Origin of the sequence: Gluconobacter cerinus, from assembly GCF_025961355.1 — a bacterium.
In the GTDB taxonomy this organism is placed as follows: Bacteria; Pseudomonadota; Alphaproteobacteria; order Acetobacterales; family Acetobacteraceae; genus Gluconobacter; species Gluconobacter cerinus.
Window position 1 is genome coordinate 2,620,189 of sequence record NZ_JAOQNM010000001.1, and the last position, 18,825, is coordinate 2,639,013.

Genomic DNA, 18,825 nt, shown 5'->3' on the forward strand with positions numbered 1-18,825 from the left:
CATGAGGCCGGAATGAGGCTCAGGAAGACGCAATTCCCTTGAGCCCCTGAGCGGGAGCAAGCCTCACGCCTTCTGCCGTTTTCACGACGTATGGGTCCAGAAGGCCGTCTGCGCGCTTATTGCTGCGAGCGATGATGAGGCGCTGGACAATCGGGTAGTCGGTGATCAGTTTTTCGAATACCGGCTTGGGGATTGCCAGAAGATGGCTGAACTGAAGCGACCGGACTGTGCCCTGTAGCCTCTCGCCGCGAATGACAGAGGCAGCGCCGATCAGGTCTCCGCTGCCAAACAGAATTTCACGCTCCGGAAGATGAACTTCGGCCAAGCCCGCAACCTGTGCATAGACAACCCGGGCTTTTTGCCCACGCTTGAAAAGCACTTCGCCTGGTGAAACGAAACGCATCGCGACCTTCCGGGACAATGTGTGCAGAACACTGTCAGGCACGCCATTGAAAGCTGGGAAAGCTCGCAGCCGCTGTTCAATGCCGCTCTTGAGATTAAAGCGCAGCGGAGCTTCAAGACGCGCGCTCCGGCGTTCAATATCCCGGTGTAGTTCCCGATGCAGCTCCTCGGAAATGAGATTGTCAGCCTGAAGCGCATCGTATTCTTCGTCTTCCAGGCGCAGCGCGATCTGACGGAGAATACGGCTTTCGAGAGCTTCCGAGTAACCGGAATAATGCAGACGGAGTGTTTCCAGAGCATCGTCCAGAAGCTTGCGCTGACGTCCCAGAACCTCGGACACAATTTCCGTAATGCGCGGGCCGAGGGTTGGCTCCATGCGCTGCCTCACAAAGCGCTGCAACGACAGTGACACGAGATGCGCGATGATCAGCATCTCGAAGCGTTCCATCATCGCGTACATCAGAGGTTCGTCGAAATGGAAGCGGCTGTGCAGTTCCTGGGCAACCCGGAATCTCACCGGCGGCTGTAGTCGGCGCTTCAGGGCGCGGACATAGCCATAACGCCCTTCAAGACGCGCGCCATCCGCCATGGCTTCAGCCGTCCGCAGGAGCGTTTCCATGACACGACGCGACAGGCCCTGAATGCGAAACAGGTCCAGCAGAAGGGAGCGTTCCTGATTGGCAATGGTGATGAGCGCGATATTGACGCGAGCGCGGTCGCTCAGGGCAGATTCAAAATTATTGGCCGCCCTCTCCTTTTCAGCGCGCTTTTCAATCCGGCTGATGACACCAATGCGCGTCTGCTCGCTAAAGCCCAGTTCATCAGACATCACGCGCGTCCGTTCCGCGACTTCACCAAGACCGATCCCTAGGATCTGTTGGCGGATCGCCTGATCGATCGGTGACAGTTGATCAAGCTTCAGGAACAGGACGAGTGAACGCAGGGTCGTCCCGTTAACCAGTAGGGTAATCAGCACAAAGCCTGTTGCGATGATACCGATGAAGTGCGCTACGGGGCTTGAGACGCTCTGGTTCTCGGTCACGGCCAGCGCGAGCGCCAGAGTAATGGCGCCGCGCAGGCCGCCCCAGACCATGGTAGCCTTGAAAGGCGTTGGGACAGGTGGCGAAAGCTTCGTGAACGCCAGGATCGGCAGCATACCGAACACAACGGCACCACGCGCGACCAGACCTGCCACGCTCGCGATCAGGATGAGCACACAGTCCCACTTGGTCATGCCAATCAGGAGGCGAGGAACCAGCATGGAGGCAAGAAGAAACACGAGAGAGCCTGCCCAGAAAACGAGCTGCTGCCAAAGCTCGTTCAGGAAGCGCCAGACTTGCGGACGGAAGGTGGACGGTCCGTAAGCTGAGACTGTCAGGCCGGCTGCTGCCGTGGCGACAACGCCGGAGAAGCCGAGCATTTCGTCACAGAGAATATAGACCGTGTATGGCAGAGCGAGCGTCAGGGTAATTTCTGCTGCCGGTGCGCCGCCCAGGCCTGCAATGAGCAGCAGGGTCAAGCGGCCAAGACAGACACCGACAACAATGGCACCACCAAAAGCCGACGCAAAATCAACAACCGCCTCACCGAGATGGATGTGCCGGTGGGAGGTGACGGAGGCCAGCAGGATTGCGAAAATCGCAATCGCGGCAGCATCGTTCAGGAGCGCCTCACCTTCGACAAGGCGCGTCAAACGTGACGCAGCGCCGATCTCCCGGAAGATGCCTGCCACGGCTGACGGATCAGTCGTGGCGACAATGGATCCGAGGAGAAGGCAGACCACCAGGCTCTGATTGGCGAAGGGGTAAAGCGCCAGACCAATGGTGGCTGTGGAGACCACAACCGCCACAACCGCCAGCAGAAGCACTGTCGCTGTCTCATGGGCCAGACGACGAACGTCAATGCCCATGGCACCCTGGAACACCAGAATGGGCAGGAAGATCAACAGGAAGGCCTCACTGTTGATCGGGAAATAGATCAGGGCTTCGGCGGCGCCATCCAGCAGGTCCGTTGCGGAGGAACGAACAACAAGAGACGCAGCGCCACCCAGAACGATGCCAGCAAGGGCCAGCAGAACCGTTTCGGAAATCTCAAGCCGTTTGGCCAGAGGCTGAATGATGCTGACGAGCGTGAGCAGGAACGCAATCGCGAGAAGAACGGCTGCAAGGCCTGTCACCATCATTGTATTCCGTACTCCCTTGGTTCGAAAACCATCCTAGAGACGGTTGCCGCCCCACGATAGCTCTGTCTTGCAAATTATGTGTCAGCGGCGGCAAGCCACTGTCTGACCTGGCTTTCCGGGTCTTCGGCACGAATGAAATCGCTTACGGCGGCAACGCTGTCTGCCCCTGCCTTCAGGCAGGACGGCAGCCGATCAAGCGTGATGCCACCAATGGCAACCAGCGGGACATCGCCGCTGAGTTCACGCCACTCGGTCAGGCGCTCAACACCTTGCGGACCAAACGCCATCTTCTTCAGTTTCGTTTCCCAGATCGGACCGAGTGCAACGTAATCGGGCTTGCAGGCCAGCGCACGCTGCAGTTCTTCATGGCTATGGGTCGAGATGCCGAGGTGAATGCCCGTCTGGCGGATGGCCTCAAGGTCTGCGGTCTCAAGATCTTCCTGCCCCAGATGCAGCCACTCATAGCCCAGCTCGATTGCCAGCTCCCAATAATCGTTCAGCACGAGGGCGACATTATGGCGGGCGGCCAGTTCCTGGGCAGTTTCAGCCTGCGCCCGGATTTCTTCCGACGGCATGTCCTTGAGGCGCAGCTGAATGAAACGCGCGCCCGCTCCGCCGAGGCGTTCGACCCAACGAGGATGATCAACGACAGGATAAATTTTCGAAGGCAGACGGGACATTTACAGCATTTCTCCACCGAGGCTGCGGGCCAGACCGAGGGTCGGGGTCGAGGGCACCGCCATATCGCGTTCTTCCATAGGGTCTGCAGCAAATCCAGCAAGCCCGGCTTCGCACGCCAGACGAAACGCAGTGGCCATCTGGGCCGGGTTTCCTGCTTTGGCGACCGCCGTGTTGATCAGAACGGCATCGTATCCGAGCTCAAAGGCTGCCGTGGCATGAGAGGGCTTTCCAATGCCGGCATCCACGACCATTGGGACGTCCGGGAAATGGCTGCGCAATGCGCGGAGGCCGAAAAGATTGTTCAGTCCCCTGCCCGAACCAATCGGTGCGCCCCATGGCATCAGCACCTCAGCACCTGCACGGAGCAACCGTTCAGCCACAACCAGATCTTCCGTTGTGTATGGGAAGACTTTGAAGCCATCTTCCGTCAGGATCCGTGTGGCCTCGACCAGCCCAAAAACATCTGGCTGAAGTAGGTCTCCCTGGCCGATCACTTCCAGCTTGATCCAGTCTGTTCCAAAAACATCCCGGGCCATCTGTGCTGTGGTGACCGCTTCCCGCACCCCATGACAACCTGCGGTGTTAGGGAGAATGGGGACGTTCAGGCTCTGAATCAGCGACCAGAATGCCTGTCCTGCCTGAGCGCCCGCAGCTTCGCGACGCAAAGACACGGTTACAACACCCGCCTGAGCGGCCTTTACTGCGTCTGCGAGGATGGCGGGGCTGTCATATTGGGCTGTGCCCAGCATCAGCCTTGAAGAGAGTTCAGTGCCATAGAACTGCATGTCAGCCTCCCTGCATAGGGGCAAGAATTTCGAGCACGGCGCCCTCTTCCACTGTTTGTGCACTCCGCTGGGTGGCTGGAATGAAAAAACCGTTCAGGGCCGTCGCGACACGCGCCTTGCCGTAACCCAGTTCATCAAGGACCGCGCCAAGTGTTCGCGCATGAACTTCATGGAGTTCGTCATTCACGGTGATCTGCATGATGTCTCTCCCATCCAGGGGTATAAGAGGAAGAAAGGGTCTCAGGCCCGATCCGTTCCGAAAATGATGTCACAGACTTCTTGTGCACGCGCGGGCGATAACAGGAAACCATGACGATACATGCCATTGAGGGAGATGCACTTCCCGTTCTGCCTCACCCTAGGAACATTGTCAGGATAGGCGGGTCTGAGGCCAGCATTAGCCTCCAGAAGTTCGGCTTCCGCGAAAGCAGGATGCAGCGTATAGGCCGCATTGAGCAGTTCGGTCACGGCACGCACCGTAATGCCGCGCGTATCATCACTTTCGACCATAGTGGCCCCGACCATGAAGACGCTGTCTGCCCTCGGTACAATATAGACTGGAATGCGCGGATGCAGCATGCGAACAGGCCGGTGAATGCTGATTTCCGGGCAGCGCAGCAAAACCATCTCCCCGCGCATGCCTCGAAGGTCATTTTGCATGGTCCGGGCTGCTACGCCCGTACAGTCAACAACCCAATCGAATTCATCATCGTTAATCGCCTGAACAGTCAGGACCTGGCCGGCTTGTTGCTTGAGACGGTGTGCAAGAGCCAGCAGAGCCTTGCGAGGATCAACATGACCTTCTTCCGCAAAGAACAACGCCTTATCGAAGCGGCCTGCAAGATCTGGCTCCAGCGCATCAATCTGGGGAGCGTTGAGGATTTCGAAGTGACTGGTGCGGCGTCCAAAGCGGTTTAACTCTGGTGTATCGCGAGGTGGCGCGACGACAAGACTGCCCGCCTGCACAACGTCTGGAACGTGGGATTTCCACCAATCGAGCGACGTTAAACTGTCCTGAGTGACCTCGTCTGGTGCTGATTCTGCTTCACACCAGGGCGCCAGCATGCCGCCCGCAAACCACGAGGCACCAGCGCCAACGCGGCCGCCGATGTCATGAACTGTGACATGCGCGCCATGTTCCGCCAAAGCCACAGCAGTGACCATTCCGGCTACGCCAGCCCCTCGAACCAGAATGCGAGGTCCAGTCATCCACGTCCTCCTCGTAAAAGCGGGACGTGTTTAACATGGCTTGACTGTTTGGTCAGGAGGCGCGCACGGGGAGATGATCGGCTGGGTACAGAAAGATCGTATAGCGCCCTTCCGTCAGACGTTTGGCCGGAGTGCCAAATGTGCGCAGGGCCTCGGCTTCCCCGAAGGTTTCTTCCGGGTGTGGGATCAGGATGAAAAAGGCTTTTCCATCAAAGCTATGCCAATCCATTTTTTTGCGAATGTGCACGAACGGCGCAACCGTACCGTTTCCCTGCTTCATCCCGGGGTAAATATGTATTTTTCCGAGAGAGGCCACTTCCAGATTGCCGGAACTCCACCAGGAACCAACACCATCCGGAGGGAGATCGCGCTCAAGTCGGCTGAGAAGCTGGTTATCATCGGAACTTAGAAGGCCAGTCGAATGCGCTGGGAGGTTCCGGTAATCTGTAATGAGGGTGACGACCAAGATCATGGCTGCCAGACTCACGGTTACGCCTTTCTTCGGCCAGACAAGCGCTGTGAGGCAGGCCAGATCAATCCAAAGCGGAAAAAGATAGCGCGCGACAGCAATGGGGCTGCCATCCAGAGCGATGCGGTTGCTAAGAGCGAGCGCCACGAAATTCAGGGCGGCGGACAGAAGCAGCATCATGGGGAATGCGGCAATCTGGCCCCTGCTCTGCCATCCTGATCGGGCAATCTTGAAAGCCGCAGTAAGAGCGAGGACGACGAGAAGAAGCCGGAGGCATTCCGGTATTGTGGATGCTACGGCCTGCCCGAAGGGTTCTGCTCCGTAGAGAAGAAGAATGGAGCGAACGGATGTCCCGAAGTTGCTGCCCAGTTGTTCCCATGGTGCAAAGCGGGTTTCCAACGGCTCCGTGACAAAGCCGCCGGTCACGGCATTGATGTGCAGAATGGCTTTGGCCAACACGGTGCCTGCCAAGGATGCGAGGACCAAAAGCCCACGTTGGCGAAGAGCAAAGTGCTGAGCCAGAAAAGCGTAGGCGATGATCGTCCCCGCTCCTGTCACTGCGAGTAACGGGTCCCCAATCACCCCGAGGCTCAGTAGCCCTGCCACGGCCGCCAGTGACCGATAGGAGCCCGATGAGAGAAACCGGTCAGCCCAGTGAAGTGCCCAAAGACCGTAAATCAGCGCGCCCATATGGATCGCAGACAGCGTGATGAAATACGCCATCGGAGAACGCATCAGGGGAAAGGCAAGCACTGGCAAAAGGAGGGTCGCTGCCCCGAGACGTTCTTCAATGCCGCGCAAGCGCAGAAAAACCACCGAGAAAGCGGATGCGACAACGCCAACCCATAGGATTGCGGGTTGTACCATCAGGAGAAATGGGCTGCCTGCCGGTCTGCCTAACAGGTGCCATAGTCCACTCAGGAAGGCGCTGAGAGGGATATCGGACGTCCAGAAATCCGGCGGGGTCAGAACCCAATCATGCAGGCGCCAGTTTCCATGCAGTACATCCAGCCCGGCAAGGAAATAGGACGCCTGATCCGATGTCTTGGGCCACAGCGAACAGACGTAAACCGCTAGAACGAGATAAAGCGTTAGCCCTATGACCGAGGCAATAAAATAGCCGTTTCTAAAAGAAAAATTTCCAAAAAATATTTTTGATATCATTGGGTTGAGAAGGCTTTCTCATTTTTTATCTGAAGGTGAGATACGAGTATTTCGACTGGATGAGCAGGCCGCCGTCCGGCAAGACGCTTTGTCTGACAACGACAGGAGAATCCCGTTGCCAGAATATTGCCTTCTGCCTTGCTGGCCCAGTTCTGGGCAAAGATGCTGGCGGACAGATCGGCGTGTTCCTTCTCATGGCCGAACAGGCCAGCCATCCCGCAGCAACCAGCTTTGCCCGCATCTGCCTGAACGCCCAAATGTCGCAGAATGGCCGTCCAGTCCTCAGCACTTCCCGGACGTACAGCCTGCTCTGTGCAATGTGAGATGATGGTCAATGCTGCCGTGTCAGGTTTTACCGCATTTGAAGGTATGATGCCCTTGGTGATCTGGCGTTTCAGAAAAGATTCCAGTGAAAGCACGGTTGGGATGGCTTCCGACCCTGTGACATCCCGATATTCCTGCTCAAACATCAGACCTGTAGCGGCATCCAGAGAAATGACGGGTACGCCGTGACGAGCGATATTCTGGAGCTGCTTCAGGGTCTTGCGAGCAGTGGCTGAGAACCCTTTACGAAATCCTCGTACATGCCTGGCCTTGCCATTATCCCACACGGGCGTGACGCGCGGGTCCATCCCAAGAGATTTGAGAAGCGTGTATGCGCTTTCGATGACACCGCCATCAAAGCTTCCTGTAAAAGAGTCCTGGATCAGAACAACCGACCGGTCATTGTTTCCTGCTTGTTCAAGCCATTCTGTGCTGACCTGCGTGATTTTGGGCAGTCTCGCGGGGCTGATCTTCGGAAGATCGACAAACCCCAACTGCTTGAGAAATATAGTCGAGATCGGGTTCTGCATCAGAATATTGGCGAGCGTCGGCATCTGTCGGCCTACCTTCAGGAGAGGCTCGAGCCAATACACGAGATAGTCCCTCACCGGGCGGCGATGCTTGAGGAAATAGAGGTCCAGAAACTTCGACCGCATGGATGGAATGTCCACCCGGATCGGACATTGCGTCGCACAGGCTTTACAGGACAGGCATGTGTCCAGACTGGCTTTGAGCTCGGCTGTTAGCTCGGGAAGCGCACTTTTGTCAGCGGCAGTATCTGGGAGCGAATTCAGTCGCGCCCAGCTTCGCAGCAAAGTTGCTCGGCCCTTAGGTGACTGAAGCCTGTCCTTGGTAGCCTTGTAGGACGGACACATGGCCATGTCAGGTTCGCGATTATAGCAGGCCCCATTTCCATTACAGCTCACAGAAAGGCTGAAGTCATCTCGCAGATCTGAGGAAATCTGCTCGTCAAACTGACCTTTGAACGGGATGCCATCTATCCGGTCTACTGGATATTTGACGCCAACCGGCGCAAGCTTCCCACGATTAAAAATATCTTTGGGATCAAAGACTTCTTTAATGCGGCAGAGCTCTGCGAAGAGTGTCTCCCCAAAGAAAAGAGGCGAAAATTCTCCGCGGTAACCTCTCCCATGTTCCCCCCACAACAACCCACCATGGCGTTTGGTCAGGTTGGCCACGGCATCGGAGATCGGGCGGATCAGGGTTCGATCATGTTCGGACAGCATATCCAGAAAAGGACGGACATGCAGGCAGCCAACATCGGCATGCCCAAACATGCCGTAAGATAGTCCGTATCCGTCGAGAATGGCCCGGAATTCAGACACATAGTCAGCTAGGGCTTCGGGTGGAACGGCTGTGTCTTCGACAAAAGCCACGCCCTGTTTGCGGCCATCCGGACGGCCGAGAAGCCCCACGGATTTTTCACGCAGGGTCCAGAGCTGATTAATGATCGACTGATCAGAAACAGGTTTGTAATCAATGACTTCGTAAGGAGAGCTTTCAAGGAGAGTAACGGCTTCCTGCATTTTTTGATGGAGATGGTCTTCGTCATCTCCAACGAACTCAACAAAACTCATCCCCCGCACCGGTTGCTCTGAACGGGCACCAAGAACACTTTCCAGGGATTGCCAGACAATATCCTGCGACGCTTTCTCCAGCACACGGTCATCCAGCACTTCTACTGCCGATGGATTGGCTGGAAGAATGGTCTGGACGTCTCGGAGGGTGCTGTCGAAACTGGCGTAGCGCACGACGAGAAGCTGACGATATTTCGGAAGCTTCCGAACACGCAGCACGACACGCTTCGTTAAGGCGAGTGTTCCCTCTGAACCCGCCAGCAGGTGAGCCAGACTGAACTGGCCGTTCTCAAGAAGAACGTTTTCGAGGTTATACCCGGTCAGTCCCCGGTTCATGTCTGGAAAGACCCGACGGATTTCGTCCGCCCGCTCCGTCACTACGCGGTACACTTCGCGATAGACCCGCGCAGAGAGATCGCTACCGGTCTTCTTGTGCTCAAGAGCGTCGCTGGTCAGTTTCTCAACATGGAGATTACTGCCATCCGATAGCACCACATCCATGGTTTCAATGTAGTCGGATGTGCGGCCGTAAATACGAGAGCCCTTGCCTGAAGCATCGGTCGCAATCATTCCGCCGATCGTGGCGCGGGTCGCAGTTGAAACTGTAGGCGGGAAAAAATAACCGTGGGGCTTGAGAAAGGCATTCAGTCTGGCCAGAACAACGCCGGGTTCGACGGTTACTTGCCCAGTGTCAGGGTTAAAATCCAGAATGCGATCCAGATATCGGGCCACATCAACGACAATCCCCGCAGTCAGGGATTGACCGTTGGTTCCTGTGCCGCCTCCGCGCATGGCAAGTGTAAGGGAGCCGTCTTCTGCCGCACGCACGGCACGGTTCAGGTCTTCGGTTGTTCGGGGGTAGATGACGGCCAGTGGAAGGCGCTGGTAAATGCTGTTGTCTGTCGCCCCGACTAATCTGGCAGACACCTGAGGTGTGACATCACCCTCAAAGCCTTCGGCAGCCAGTCTGGCGAGGAAAACATCGCGGATGTGCAATTCAGATGCGGCAAGATAGAGGCCGGAGCGTCCGGCCACACCTGTCAGATCTGCATCGCCACCCATGTTCTTTTCTCCCCGGTCGTATAGCGTGTTGGAAGACTATCCTCGACGAAATGAAGCGTCTTGGAAAGTCCTCCTCACGGAAAGAAAATGTCCTTATTCCACCGTGACAGATTTCGCCAGATTGCGAGGCTGGTCGACGTCCGTACCCTTCAGAAGAGCGACTTCATACGCCAGAATCTGGACTGGGATAGCATAGAGGATGGGGGCAACGAACGCATCAACGTCCGGCAGGATGACAACATGCTCCGCAACACCTTCCAGACGCTTGGCGCCGGCGGCATCTGTAAAGGCCAGAATACGGCCGCCGCGAGCCTTGGCTTCCTGAAGATTGGAAAGCGTCTTGTCGAACAGGATGGTTGATGGAGCGATCGCGACGACCGGAACGGTTCTATCGATCAGACTGATCGGACCATGCTTCAGTTCACCAGCTGCATAAGCTTCGGCATGGATGTAGCTGATTTCTTTAAGTTTTAGGGCGCCTTCGAATGCGATCGGTGTGCAGATACCGCGACCCAGATACAGAACATCGCGAGCTTCCGCGACAATGCGCGCCATTTCCTGAATGGCCTCAACGCGTGTGAACACTTCGGCGGCCCGGGACGGTAAATCAAGCAGGCTTGCTGTCAGGGTTTCTTCCCGTGCCTTGTCGATCGTTCCACGAGCTCGTGCAAAATCAATAGAAAGAGCTGCAAGAACAGAAAGTTGCGCCGTAAAAGCCTTGGTTGAGGCTACAGAAATTTCTGGGCCAGCAACCATGCCCAGGACGAGATCACTTTCGCGGCCCATTGTCGAATGCTCGACATTCAGGACCGACACAATGCTCTGTCCTGCCTTCTTGAGGCTGCGCAGGACACCAAGTGTATCTGCCGTCTCGCCAGACTGGGAAATCAGCAGTGCCACGCCCTTGTCTGGTTGCGGTGCATCGCGATAGCGCATTTCAGACGCCACATCGATTTCCACCGGAACGCGAGCGAGTGATTCAAGCCAGTAGCGCCCGACCATGCCCGCATAGAAAGCAGACCCACAGGCTGTAATCGTGACGCGGGGCACCTGTGCCGGATCGAACGGCATTTTCGGCAGGGCAATTGTCTTGGACGCTGGGTCCGTAATGCGCTGAAGCGTCTGGCCGATGGCGACCGGATGCTCGTGCAGTTCCTTCTCCATATAATGGCGATAGCCATCCTTGCCGACCTGCCCCGCCATGAACGCAATGTTCTGGATTGGACGGCTGACTTCCTGACCGTCCCCGTTGAAGATGATGACATTGCCGGGCGTCAGTTCGCACCAGTCTCCATCATCCAGATAGGTGATGCGGCTTGCCAGAGGTGCCAGGGCGAGGCTGTCGGAGCCAAGGAACATCTCGCCGTCGCCGTAACCTACAGCGAGAGGCGCACCGTGGCGTGCGCCGATGAGCAGACCATCATGACCCTGAAAAATGATGGCAATGGCATAAGCGCCTTCAAGACGCTTAATGGCCGCGAAAGCGGCATCACGCGGTGTTTTGCCCTGATCAAGGTAGAAATCGACGAGATGGGCAACTGTTTCTGAATCCGTGTCGGACAGGAAAATCCGGCCTTCACTTTCAAGCTCGGCCTTCAGTGTCGCAAAGTTTTCGATGATGCCGTTATGCACGATGGCAACCCGGCCTGCCGCATGGGGATGGGCATTGGCTTCTGTCGGTGCGCCATGCGTGGCCCAACGCGTATGACCGATGCCAGTGGTGCCGGTCAGCGGATCAGCCTTTAGAACAGCCTCAAGATTATCAAGTTTGCCAGCAGCGCGTCGGCGATCAATCGTGCCGTCGGCTGTAAGCGTGGCGATGCCTGCGGAGTCATATCCGCGGTATTCAAGCCTGCGGAGAGCCTCGAAGACGATCGGGGTGGCTGGACGATGGCCTACAACGCCACAAATTCCACACATCAGCCCTGCTCCTTTTTGGCTTTAAGGGTCTGTTTGATTTCAAGTCCGCGGTCTGGCTTGATTGTCTGGCGAGCGCGCCCGAAAGCGAGTGCACCGGCCGGGACGTCTTCCGTGATGGTGCTACCCGCGGCGATCAACGCGTCATCGCCAATTGTAACGGGAGCCACCAGAATGGCATCAGAGCCGATAAAATTGCGGGCGCCGATTGTCGTGCGATGCTTGAAGTATCCATCGTAATTGCAGGTGACGGTCCCTGCTCCGACATTGGTTTGTGCACCGACGGAGGCGTCACCCAGATAGGTCAGGTGATTAGCTTTCGCGCCAGGGCCAAGATCGACATTTTTCAGTTCCACGAAATTACCGACATGGGTGTCAGCAGCGCAGATTGTTCCGGGTCTTAGTCGCGCATAGGGGCCGATCATGGCGCCCTCGCCCACGGTGCAGCCTTCAAGATGAGAGAATGCACGGATCAGGGCACCGCTGCGAACCGTGACGCCTGGGCCAAAAAAGACGTTCGGTTCAACGACGACATCCGGCTCCAGGCAGGTGTCGGTGCTGAAGAATGTAGTTTCTGGAGAGACAAGTGTGACGCCGCCTTCCATCGCAGAAATGCGCAGACGCTGCTGAAGCGTGGCTTCTGCCTGGGCAAGCTCTACACGTGAATTGACGCCAGCCAATTCAGTCTCGGGCGCTTCCACGCACTGGACGCGCCCTTCCGAAGCGGCCATTGCGACAACATCGGTCAGATAATACTCACCCTGCGCATTGTCGTTGCCAACAGCGGCCAGCCACCTCCGGAAATCTGCGGCACCTGCGCACATGACGCCTGCATTGCAGAGTGTGATTTCACGTTCCTGCTCGTTTGCGTCTTTGTATTCTACAATTCGGCTGACACGGCCCTGCTCTTCAACAATGCGTCCATAACGACCTGGATTGGCCGGGCGCATCCCAAGAAGTGCGAGGCTCGCCCCGTCTTGCCGGGCTACCGTCAGACGACGCATTGTATCGGCTGTGATCAGCGGGTTGTCTGCGTAGAGAACTGCGATGTCGTCGTCTCCGAACAGGTCTTTTGCAGTATTGGTCGCGTGTGCGGTGCCCAGACGTTCGGTCTGAACGACTGTTCGGTATGGCTGAACGGCTTTTTCCAGTTCAGGCATATCCGGTCCGACGACGACAACGACGTCGTCAAAGATTTCTCGGGCCGTATCGATGAGATGTGTGATCATCGGGCGGTTTCCGAGGCGATGCAAAGCCTTGGGAAGACGTGATTTCATCCGCGTGCCGAGGCCCGCTGCAAGGATGATGGCTGTGGTGTGGCGTGCGGTATTGGTCATGTTCCGTTCCGGGTATCCAAACCACGCCAATCCGTCAAACGATGGTTGAGTTAGGCTCCATCACTTCCGATTGCCATTTATTGCGAAAGGACAGCTGTGGATTTTGACGGTGGAAGTGGCTGTTGCATGACAACAGTGACGTGCCCAAGCTTGGGATGATTGAATTCGATCCGCACTGGGACAAGTCCAACACCATCAATCTCTTTGAACCAGGCTGACCCGGGCTGTGGCGCAGCCATTTTCGAGCGATTTGGAGAGCCTTTTACAAAGCCTGCAATCTGTTGCCCGACAAAGTCGCAGCGAAGCGCTGGACCGGAATAGGCCTGCTTATGACTTTGAGGAATGTCAGATGTAACGGGACCATGCACCGTCATTTTTGTCAGACGAAGCCCGTCAAAAATAACGCCAGATCCCTCACAGCTTTTCGTTTGGGTCAGGGTTTCAAGAAGTCGCGCCATTCCACTGAGCGTATCAATGGTATGGGGGAGATCGCTGTCCGGAATGGGATCGCGGTCTGTCTCAGCAGGCTCCAGAATGTCTACATGCGGTGTGTTGCCATTGTAGGTTAGCAGGACACGCCGATGCTGGCCCCGGGATAGCCCTCCGCTATCATAACGGATGGGTTTGACGTTCCCGCCCGGAACGAAGTCGCCCTCGACGCGGGAATGAATGTCCATCGTCACGAACCAGCTGATCAGACCGGCCGGTCTGATATGCGTCGTTCCGCCGTAGCCCCAGGGTTCGATCTGATATGAGGCATCTGCATCAAGCACATGAAGTCCGCGCATATAAATGGCGAACGTTGTGTTGACCTGTCCGGCCGCATGAGCTGTAGGCGCGAAGCCAGCCAGCAGCACTCCTGCTGCGGCCAGCGCGCGAAGGCCCTTAAACGTCAAGGTTGGCAACCTTGAGGGCATTACCCACGATGAAGTCTCGGCGCGGCTCAACCACATCGCCCATCAGTGTGGAGAATACCTGGCCAGCCTCTTCCACATCGCCAACCTTAACCTGCAGCAGGGTACGGGTCGAAGGATCAAGTGTGGTGTGCCAGAGCTGTTCATCATTCATTTCGCCAAGGCCCTTGAACCGGTTGATTGTCAGGCCACGACGACCCTGAGCAAAAATCCGGTCCATGACGTTGGACGGGCCAAACAGCGGAAATTCTTGCGTGTCCAGACGAAGTATGGCTGGCGTCATGAAGTCACGTGCCAGACGCTCGCCTTCCGAAGCAAGCCAGCGTGCTTCAGCAGATTTCAGAATGCTCTGCTCCAGACGGTAGATCTCGCTGACGCCACGTACAGAGCGGGCACACTCAATTCCCGTGCTGGACAGTGAAACTTTCCAGCCACGTTCATTGGCAGGTGACGCTTCTTCCAGGTGGCGCTGGAACTCTGGAATACGGTCGCTGATCGCTGCTGGATCGATATCAAGCACGCGGGATACAGCCGCCTGCTCCAAAATCCACACAGGGATTTTTGTTGCGATATTTTTCAGGTTCTGTGCCGCTGCAATCAGGAAGCGGACTTCTTCACGAAGCTCTTCTCCCGTGAGCTCAAGGCCATCACCGAAGCGTAGCGAAGCATTTGCCAGGGCCTTGTCGAGCAGATACTGCTCCAGCGCAGCATCATCCTTCAGGTAGCGTTCTTCCTGGCCACGCTTGGCCCGATAGAGTGGCGGCTGGGCGATGTAAAGATACCCGTGTTCAATCAGCTCTGGCATCTGGCGGAAGAAGAACGTCAGAAGCAGCGTCCGAATGTGGGAACCGTCCACGTCGGCGTCTGTCATGATGACGATCTTGTGGTAGCGCAGTTTGGCAGCCGAGAAGCCACCCTGATCGACTTCACCTCGACCAATGCCCGTACCGAGCGCCGTGATAAGTGTACCAATTTCCGCAGACCCAAGCATTCTGTCGAAACGGGCGCGTTCAACGTTCAGGATCTTGCCGCGAAGCGGTAGGATGGCCTGGAAGCGGCGGTCACGCCCCTGCTTGGCTGTGCCACCTGCAGAGTCACCCTCAACGATGAAGATTTCTGCTTTAGACGCATCACGCTCCTGACAGTCAGCCAGCTTGCCAGGCAGCGAAGAAACATCGAGCACACCCTTACGGCGCGTCAGTTCACGCGCACGACGGGCAGCCTCACGGGCGCTGGCTGCGTCAATGATCTTGGCGACAATCGCCTTGGCTTCCTTGGGGTGCGTCTCAAACCAATGCGAAATCGAGTCAGCTGCCGTGGCATGAACGACCGGCTGAACCTCGGACGACACCAGCTTGTCCTTCGTCTGGGACGAAAACTTCGGGTCCGGAACCTTGACGGACAGGATGGCGGTCATGCCTTCACGCATGTCCTCACCCGTCAGTGAGCCTGCTTCACGCTTGGCAACACTTTCTGCATATTTGCCAACAACACGCGTCAGTGCCTGACGGAACCCAGCCAGATGCGTGCCGCCGTCTCTCTGCGGAATGTTGTTGGTAAAGCACAGCATTGTCTCGTGATAGCTGTCGTTCCACGTCAGAGCGAACTCGACGCGGATACCGCTTTCAGTATGATCAATGAGGCCGGTGATCGGCGGATTAACAATGGACGTCTTGGAAGCGTCAAGCCATTCCGCGAAAGCACTCAGGCCGCCTTCGTAGAAGAACCGAAGTTCCTTGCTTTCAGCGTGACGCTCATCGCGCAGGATGATTTCTAGCCCGGAATTTAGGAATGCGAGTTCGCGAACGCGGCGTTCCAGAATGGAAAGCTCGAAATCGACCCTCGTAAAGGTCTGCTTGCTTGGCTTGAACGTCACTAATGTGCCGCGTGGCTCGTCTGACGGCCCTACAACCGTCAGGGCTTCATCGCGTTCACCGTGCTGGAAGCGGATCTTATGCTCCAGACCATTCCGCCAGATGCGAACTTCCATCCATTCGGACAGAGCATTCACCACAGCTGCGCCCACGCCATGCAGGCCGCCGGAAACCTTATAGGAATTCTGGTTGAATTTGCCGCCAGCATGCAGCTTGGTCAGCACGACTTCAGCGGCGCTGATGCCCTCTTCCGCGTGCATGTCTGTTGGGATGCCGCGGCCATCATCACGGACGGAAACGGAGCCGTCTCCGTTGAGTGTCAGGATGCAGCGGGTGGCGTGTCCGGCCTGGGCTTCGTCAACGGCATTATCGATGATTTCGAACACCATGTGGTGCAGGCCGGAGCCATCATCCGTGTCACCGATATACATGCCGGGGCGTTTGCGGACAGCGTCCAGTCCCTTCAGTACCGAGATCGAGGAGGCGCCGTAATCGTCACCGTCTGCGCCTGGAATCTCCGGCTGGTTCTGGGTCTCTGACATGCGCGAGGCGGTCTCCGTGGAACTCTGAAAAACTGTTGTATGACTATAGCGTGTCACAGGCCGTGAGGCCAGAGCGCACACATCATGCGGGCTGGATATGGCCATCCTGAACGCTGAAAAAGCCCGCTTTTTCAATCAGGCTTGAAAACGGATCAGGGTCTGTTCCGGTCAGGAGAACTGGCGTTTTCAGCTTGCTTAGACTGGACAGAAGCGCGTTCCGTCTGGGTTCATCCAGATGAAGAAGTGGCTCATCCAGCAAAATGGCAGGTGCATCGCCCCTGCTCTGTTCGATCAATGCAGCATGACACAGAACGACCCCCAAAAGCATGGCTTTTTGCTGCCCGCTGCTTGAGAGTTCGGCAGACCGTCCTGTGGTGTGATCAAAAAGAAGAAAATCCGCCTTATGGGCACCCAAAGATGTACTGCCTTTAAGGCGATCTTCCCGCCGACTGTCCTTTAACTTTGCCCGCAACCAGTCTTCCACCTGCAAAGCCGGGCTGATCATCAGTTGTTGCGTAATGGCGCAGTCAAGATGCAGGCGGCTTTTTGGAAAATTGGAACTGTCGAAGGGGTGAGTGTTCATGCTTTCCACAAGCGCCAGCCGAGCGGCTGATGCGGCGACCGCATGGCGGGCAATGGAATCTTCCAGCGACGTGAGCCAGAGCCCCTCGTCCGGTCTTTCTGACAGCAAGCGGTTACGACTGGAAACTGATCGCTCATGAGCTGTCATTTGCCGGGCATGATCCGGAGAAAGCGCCATGACCAGACGGTCAAGGAAGCGCCGCCTGCCGCCCGCACCTTCAAGAAAAATCCGATCCATCTGTGGCGTTAGCCAGACGCAGGAGAAGATTTGAGCAATTTCTGCCTGAGACCGAACGGAAGAACCATCAAGCTGAAATGAACGCCGGCCGTTCTCGGAGAGGTTGGCTCCAGTCCCGAGAATAGTCTGGTCGATCCCGTGAGAAAGCGTTGCAGCGACGCCCCAGTGATCGGCATCTGTGCGGCATAGCGCTTGAAGGGGCGCGCCTCGCAGGCCTCGTCCAGGAGCCAGAAGGGAAACGGCTTCCAGAAGATTGGTCTTTCCGGAGCCATTCTGGCCGGTCAGAACGGAGATATTTGTCTCAGGCTTCCAAACGGAATGCCGGTAATTCCGGAAATCCGTCAGGGCAAGGCGCGTTAGTCTCAATGCGGACCGATCAGACCCGCATCGGCATCAGAACATACAATGCAGAAGGTGATGCTGTGTCACGAACCAGTGTCGGAGCTGAGCTGTCTGCAAACGCAAATTCCACTTCAACATCGATCTGATCCGTAATGTCCGTCAGGTACCGTGCCTGAAAGCCAATTTCGATCGGAGGCGCGTCATACGTGACCGTGCTGTCGTCCAACTCTTCCTGTGCCACGCCCTGATCGGGACTGATGGCCGACAATGTCAGCATGTTGTGCGTGACAGAGAGCTTGACTGGGCGGGAGCGCTCTTGGCTGATGGCAGCAACGCGACCTACCGCAGCAGCGAAATCCTTCTTCGTGATGCGCAGGATGCGGTCATTGCCCTTAGGAATCACGCGCTCATATTCCGGGAACGTGCCGTCAATCAGCTTGGACGTCAGCAGGACAGGGCCAGCCTGAAACTGAATACGTGTATCTGAAAGGGAAACCTCCAGATCCGCAGCGCCCTCGTCCAGTAGCTTGCGAAGTTCAGCAACGGTCTTGCGCGGGATAATAACGCCCGGCATGCCACGTGCGCCTTCCGGAAGCTCGGTCTCGACGCGCGCAAGGCGATGTCCATCCGTTGCGACGGCACGGAGCATCGGGATGGCGCCGCTTTCCGTAACGTGCAGATAGATGCCGTTCAGGTAATAACGCGTTTCTTCGTTGGAAATCGCGAATTTCGTCCGGTCGATCAGGCCACGTAGCGTTCCTGCAGGAATGCGGAAGCGGTGCGGGAGATCGCCAGCAACCATGGCTGGGAAGTCATCAACTGGAAGAACGTTGAGGCTCGTCGCGTAACGGCCCGCACGCAATGCGAGGGGGGCGTCGCTTTCCGGATGATCGAACTCGATTTCCACGCCGTCTGGCAGCTTGCGCACAATTTCGAAAAGTACGGCTGCGGGGACTGTGGTGGAACCCAGACGCTCACCTGCTGCCGGAACGTCTTCGACGACCGCAATTTCCATATCCGTGGCCGTGAGGCGAAGCACATCGCCTTCATAGGACAAGAGAACATTCGCCAGAATGGGAATGGTGTTCCGCTTTTCTGCAACGCCATGAATATGCGCCAGGGCCCGTTGCAGCAGGGTGCGGTCAACCTTGAATTTCATCGTTTTTTTCCCTGGGTCGGCAATCTTTAAGTTTTGCCGTTTCT

13 protein-coding genes are annotated in these 18,825 nt (G+C 56.7%); all 13 read right to left on the bottom strand.

Going from position 1 to position 18,825, the window contains the following annotated elements:
• Nucleotides 1-19: 19 nt before the first annotated feature.
• Nucleotides 20-2,584: a cation:proton antiporter domain-containing protein gene (locus M2305_RS12260; RefSeq protein WP_099212391.1), complete on the bottom strand. Its 2,565-nt coding sequence runs from the start codon at nucleotides 2,582-2,584 to the stop codon at nucleotides 20-22.
• 74 nt (nucleotides 2,585-2,658) lie between these two features.
• Nucleotides 2,659-3,264: a thiamine phosphate synthase gene (locus M2305_RS12265; protein WP_264649484.1), complete on the bottom strand. Its 606-nt coding sequence runs from the start codon at nucleotides 3,262-3,264 to the stop codon at nucleotides 2,659-2,661.
• Nucleotides 3,265-4,050 (bottom strand): thiazole synthase, encoded by a 786-nt coding sequence (locus M2305_RS12270; RefSeq protein WP_264649485.1) that lies wholly within the window; start codon nucleotides 4,048-4,050, stop codon nucleotides 3,265-3,267.
• 1 nt (nucleotide 4,051) lies between these two features.
• Nucleotides 4,052-4,249, bottom strand: a complete 198-nt coding sequence (thiS, locus tag M2305_RS12275; RefSeq protein ID WP_046901497.1) for a sulfur carrier protein ThiS — start codon at nucleotides 4,247-4,249, stop codon at nucleotides 4,052-4,054.
• Between the two features lie 41 nt (nucleotides 4,250-4,290).
• A complete protein-coding gene (gene thiO, locus M2305_RS12280; protein WP_264649486.1) occupies nucleotides 4,291-5,259 on the bottom strand; it encodes a glycine oxidase ThiO in 969 nt (322 codons plus the stop codon).
• A 52-nt stretch (nucleotides 5,260-5,311) separates the two neighbouring features.
• The gene (locus tag M2305_RS12285; RefSeq protein WP_264649487.1) at nucleotides 5,312-6,892 is read right to left on the bottom strand and encodes a hypothetical protein; all 1,581 of its coding nucleotides are present in this window, start codon (nucleotides 6,890-6,892) and stop codon (nucleotides 5,312-5,314) included.
• Nucleotides 6,889-9,876 (bottom strand): FAD-binding and (Fe-S)-binding domain-containing protein, encoded by a 2,988-nt coding sequence (locus M2305_RS12290; protein ID WP_264649488.1) that lies wholly within the window; start codon nucleotides 9,874-9,876, stop codon nucleotides 6,889-6,891. The genes M2305_RS12285 and M2305_RS12290 overlap by 4 nt, the downstream gene beginning before the upstream one ends.
• Nucleotides 9,877-9,969: 93 nt before the next feature.
• The gene (gene glmS / locus M2305_RS12295; RefSeq protein ID WP_264649489.1) at nucleotides 9,970-11,796 is read right to left on the bottom strand and encodes a glutamine--fructose-6-phosphate transaminase (isomerizing); all 1,827 of its coding nucleotides are present in this window, start codon (nucleotides 11,794-11,796) and stop codon (nucleotides 9,970-9,972) included.
• Complete coding sequence (gene glmU, locus M2305_RS12300) at nucleotides 11,796-13,130, bottom strand: bifunctional UDP-N-acetylglucosamine diphosphorylase/glucosamine-1-phosphate N-acetyltransferase GlmU (protein ID WP_264649490.1); 1,335 nt, start codon at nucleotides 13,128-13,130, stop codon at nucleotides 11,796-11,798. Before glmU ends, glmS begins: the two co-directional genes overlap by 1 nt.
• A 77-nt stretch (nucleotides 13,131-13,207) precedes the next feature.
• On the bottom strand, nucleotides 13,208-14,026 hold the full coding sequence (locus M2305_RS12305; RefSeq protein ID WP_264649491.1) for a DUF3108 domain-containing protein: 819 nt from the start codon (nucleotides 14,024-14,026) through the stop codon (nucleotides 13,208-13,210).
• Nucleotides 14,016-16,460 carry a DNA topoisomerase (ATP-hydrolyzing) subunit B gene (gene gyrB, locus M2305_RS12310; RefSeq protein WP_099212412.1) on the bottom strand — a complete coding sequence of 815 codons (2,445 nt, stop codon included), beginning with the start codon at nucleotides 16,458-16,460 and terminating at the stop codon, nucleotides 14,016-14,018. The genes M2305_RS12305 and gyrB overlap by 11 nt, the downstream gene beginning before the upstream one ends.
• 82 nt (nucleotides 16,461-16,542) lie before the next feature.
• On the bottom strand, nucleotides 16,543-17,646 hold the full coding sequence (gene recF / locus M2305_RS12315; protein WP_264649492.1) for a DNA replication/repair protein RecF: 1,104 nt from the start codon (nucleotides 17,644-17,646) through the stop codon (nucleotides 16,543-16,545).
• Between the two features lie 10 nt (nucleotides 17,647-17,656).
• The gene (gene dnaN, locus M2305_RS12320; RefSeq protein WP_046901505.1) at nucleotides 17,657-18,781 is read right to left on the bottom strand and encodes a DNA polymerase III subunit beta; all 1,125 of its coding nucleotides are present in this window, start codon (nucleotides 18,779-18,781) and stop codon (nucleotides 17,657-17,659) included.
• Nucleotides 18,782-18,825: the final 44 nt, after the last annotated feature.

Coding starts and splice junctions, on each gene's coding strand:
- M2305_RS12260 (WP_099212391.1), bottom strand. CDS start 2,584: ATGATGGTGACAGGCCTTGCAGCCGTTCTTCTCGCGATTGCGTTCCTG.
- M2305_RS12265 (WP_264649484.1), bottom strand. CDS start 3,264: ATGTCCCGTCTGCCTTCGAAAATTTATCCTGTCGTTGATCATCCTCGT.
- M2305_RS12270 (WP_264649485.1), bottom strand. CDS start 4,050: ATGCAGTTCTATGGCACTGAACTCTCTTCAAGGCTGATGCTGGGCACA.
- thiS (WP_046901497.1), bottom strand. CDS start 4,249: ATGCAGATCACCGTGAATGACGAACTCCATGAAGTTCATGCGCGAACA.
- thiO (WP_264649486.1), bottom strand. CDS start 5,259: ATGACTGGACCTCGCATTCTGGTTCGAGGGGCTGGCGTAGCCGGAATG.
- M2305_RS12285 (WP_264649487.1), bottom strand. CDS start 6,892: ATGATATCAAAAATATTTTTTGGAAATTTTTCTTTTAGAAACGGCTAT.
- M2305_RS12290 (WP_264649488.1), bottom strand. CDS start 9,876: ATGGGTGGCGATGCAGATCTGACAGGTGTGGCCGGACGCTCCGGCCTC.
- glmS (WP_264649489.1), bottom strand. CDS start 11,796: ATGTGTGGAATTTGTGGCGTTGTAGGCCATCGTCCAGCCACCCCGATC.
- glmU (WP_264649490.1), bottom strand. CDS start 13,130: ATGACCAATACCGCACGCCACACCACAGCCATCATCCTTGCAGCGGGC.
- gyrB (WP_099212412.1), bottom strand. CDS start 16,460: ATGTCAGAGACCCAGAACCAGCCGGAGATTCCAGGCGCAGACGGTGAC.
- dnaN (WP_046901505.1), bottom strand. CDS start 18,781: ATGAAATTCAAGGTTGACCGCACCCTGCTGCAACGGGCCCTGGCGCAT.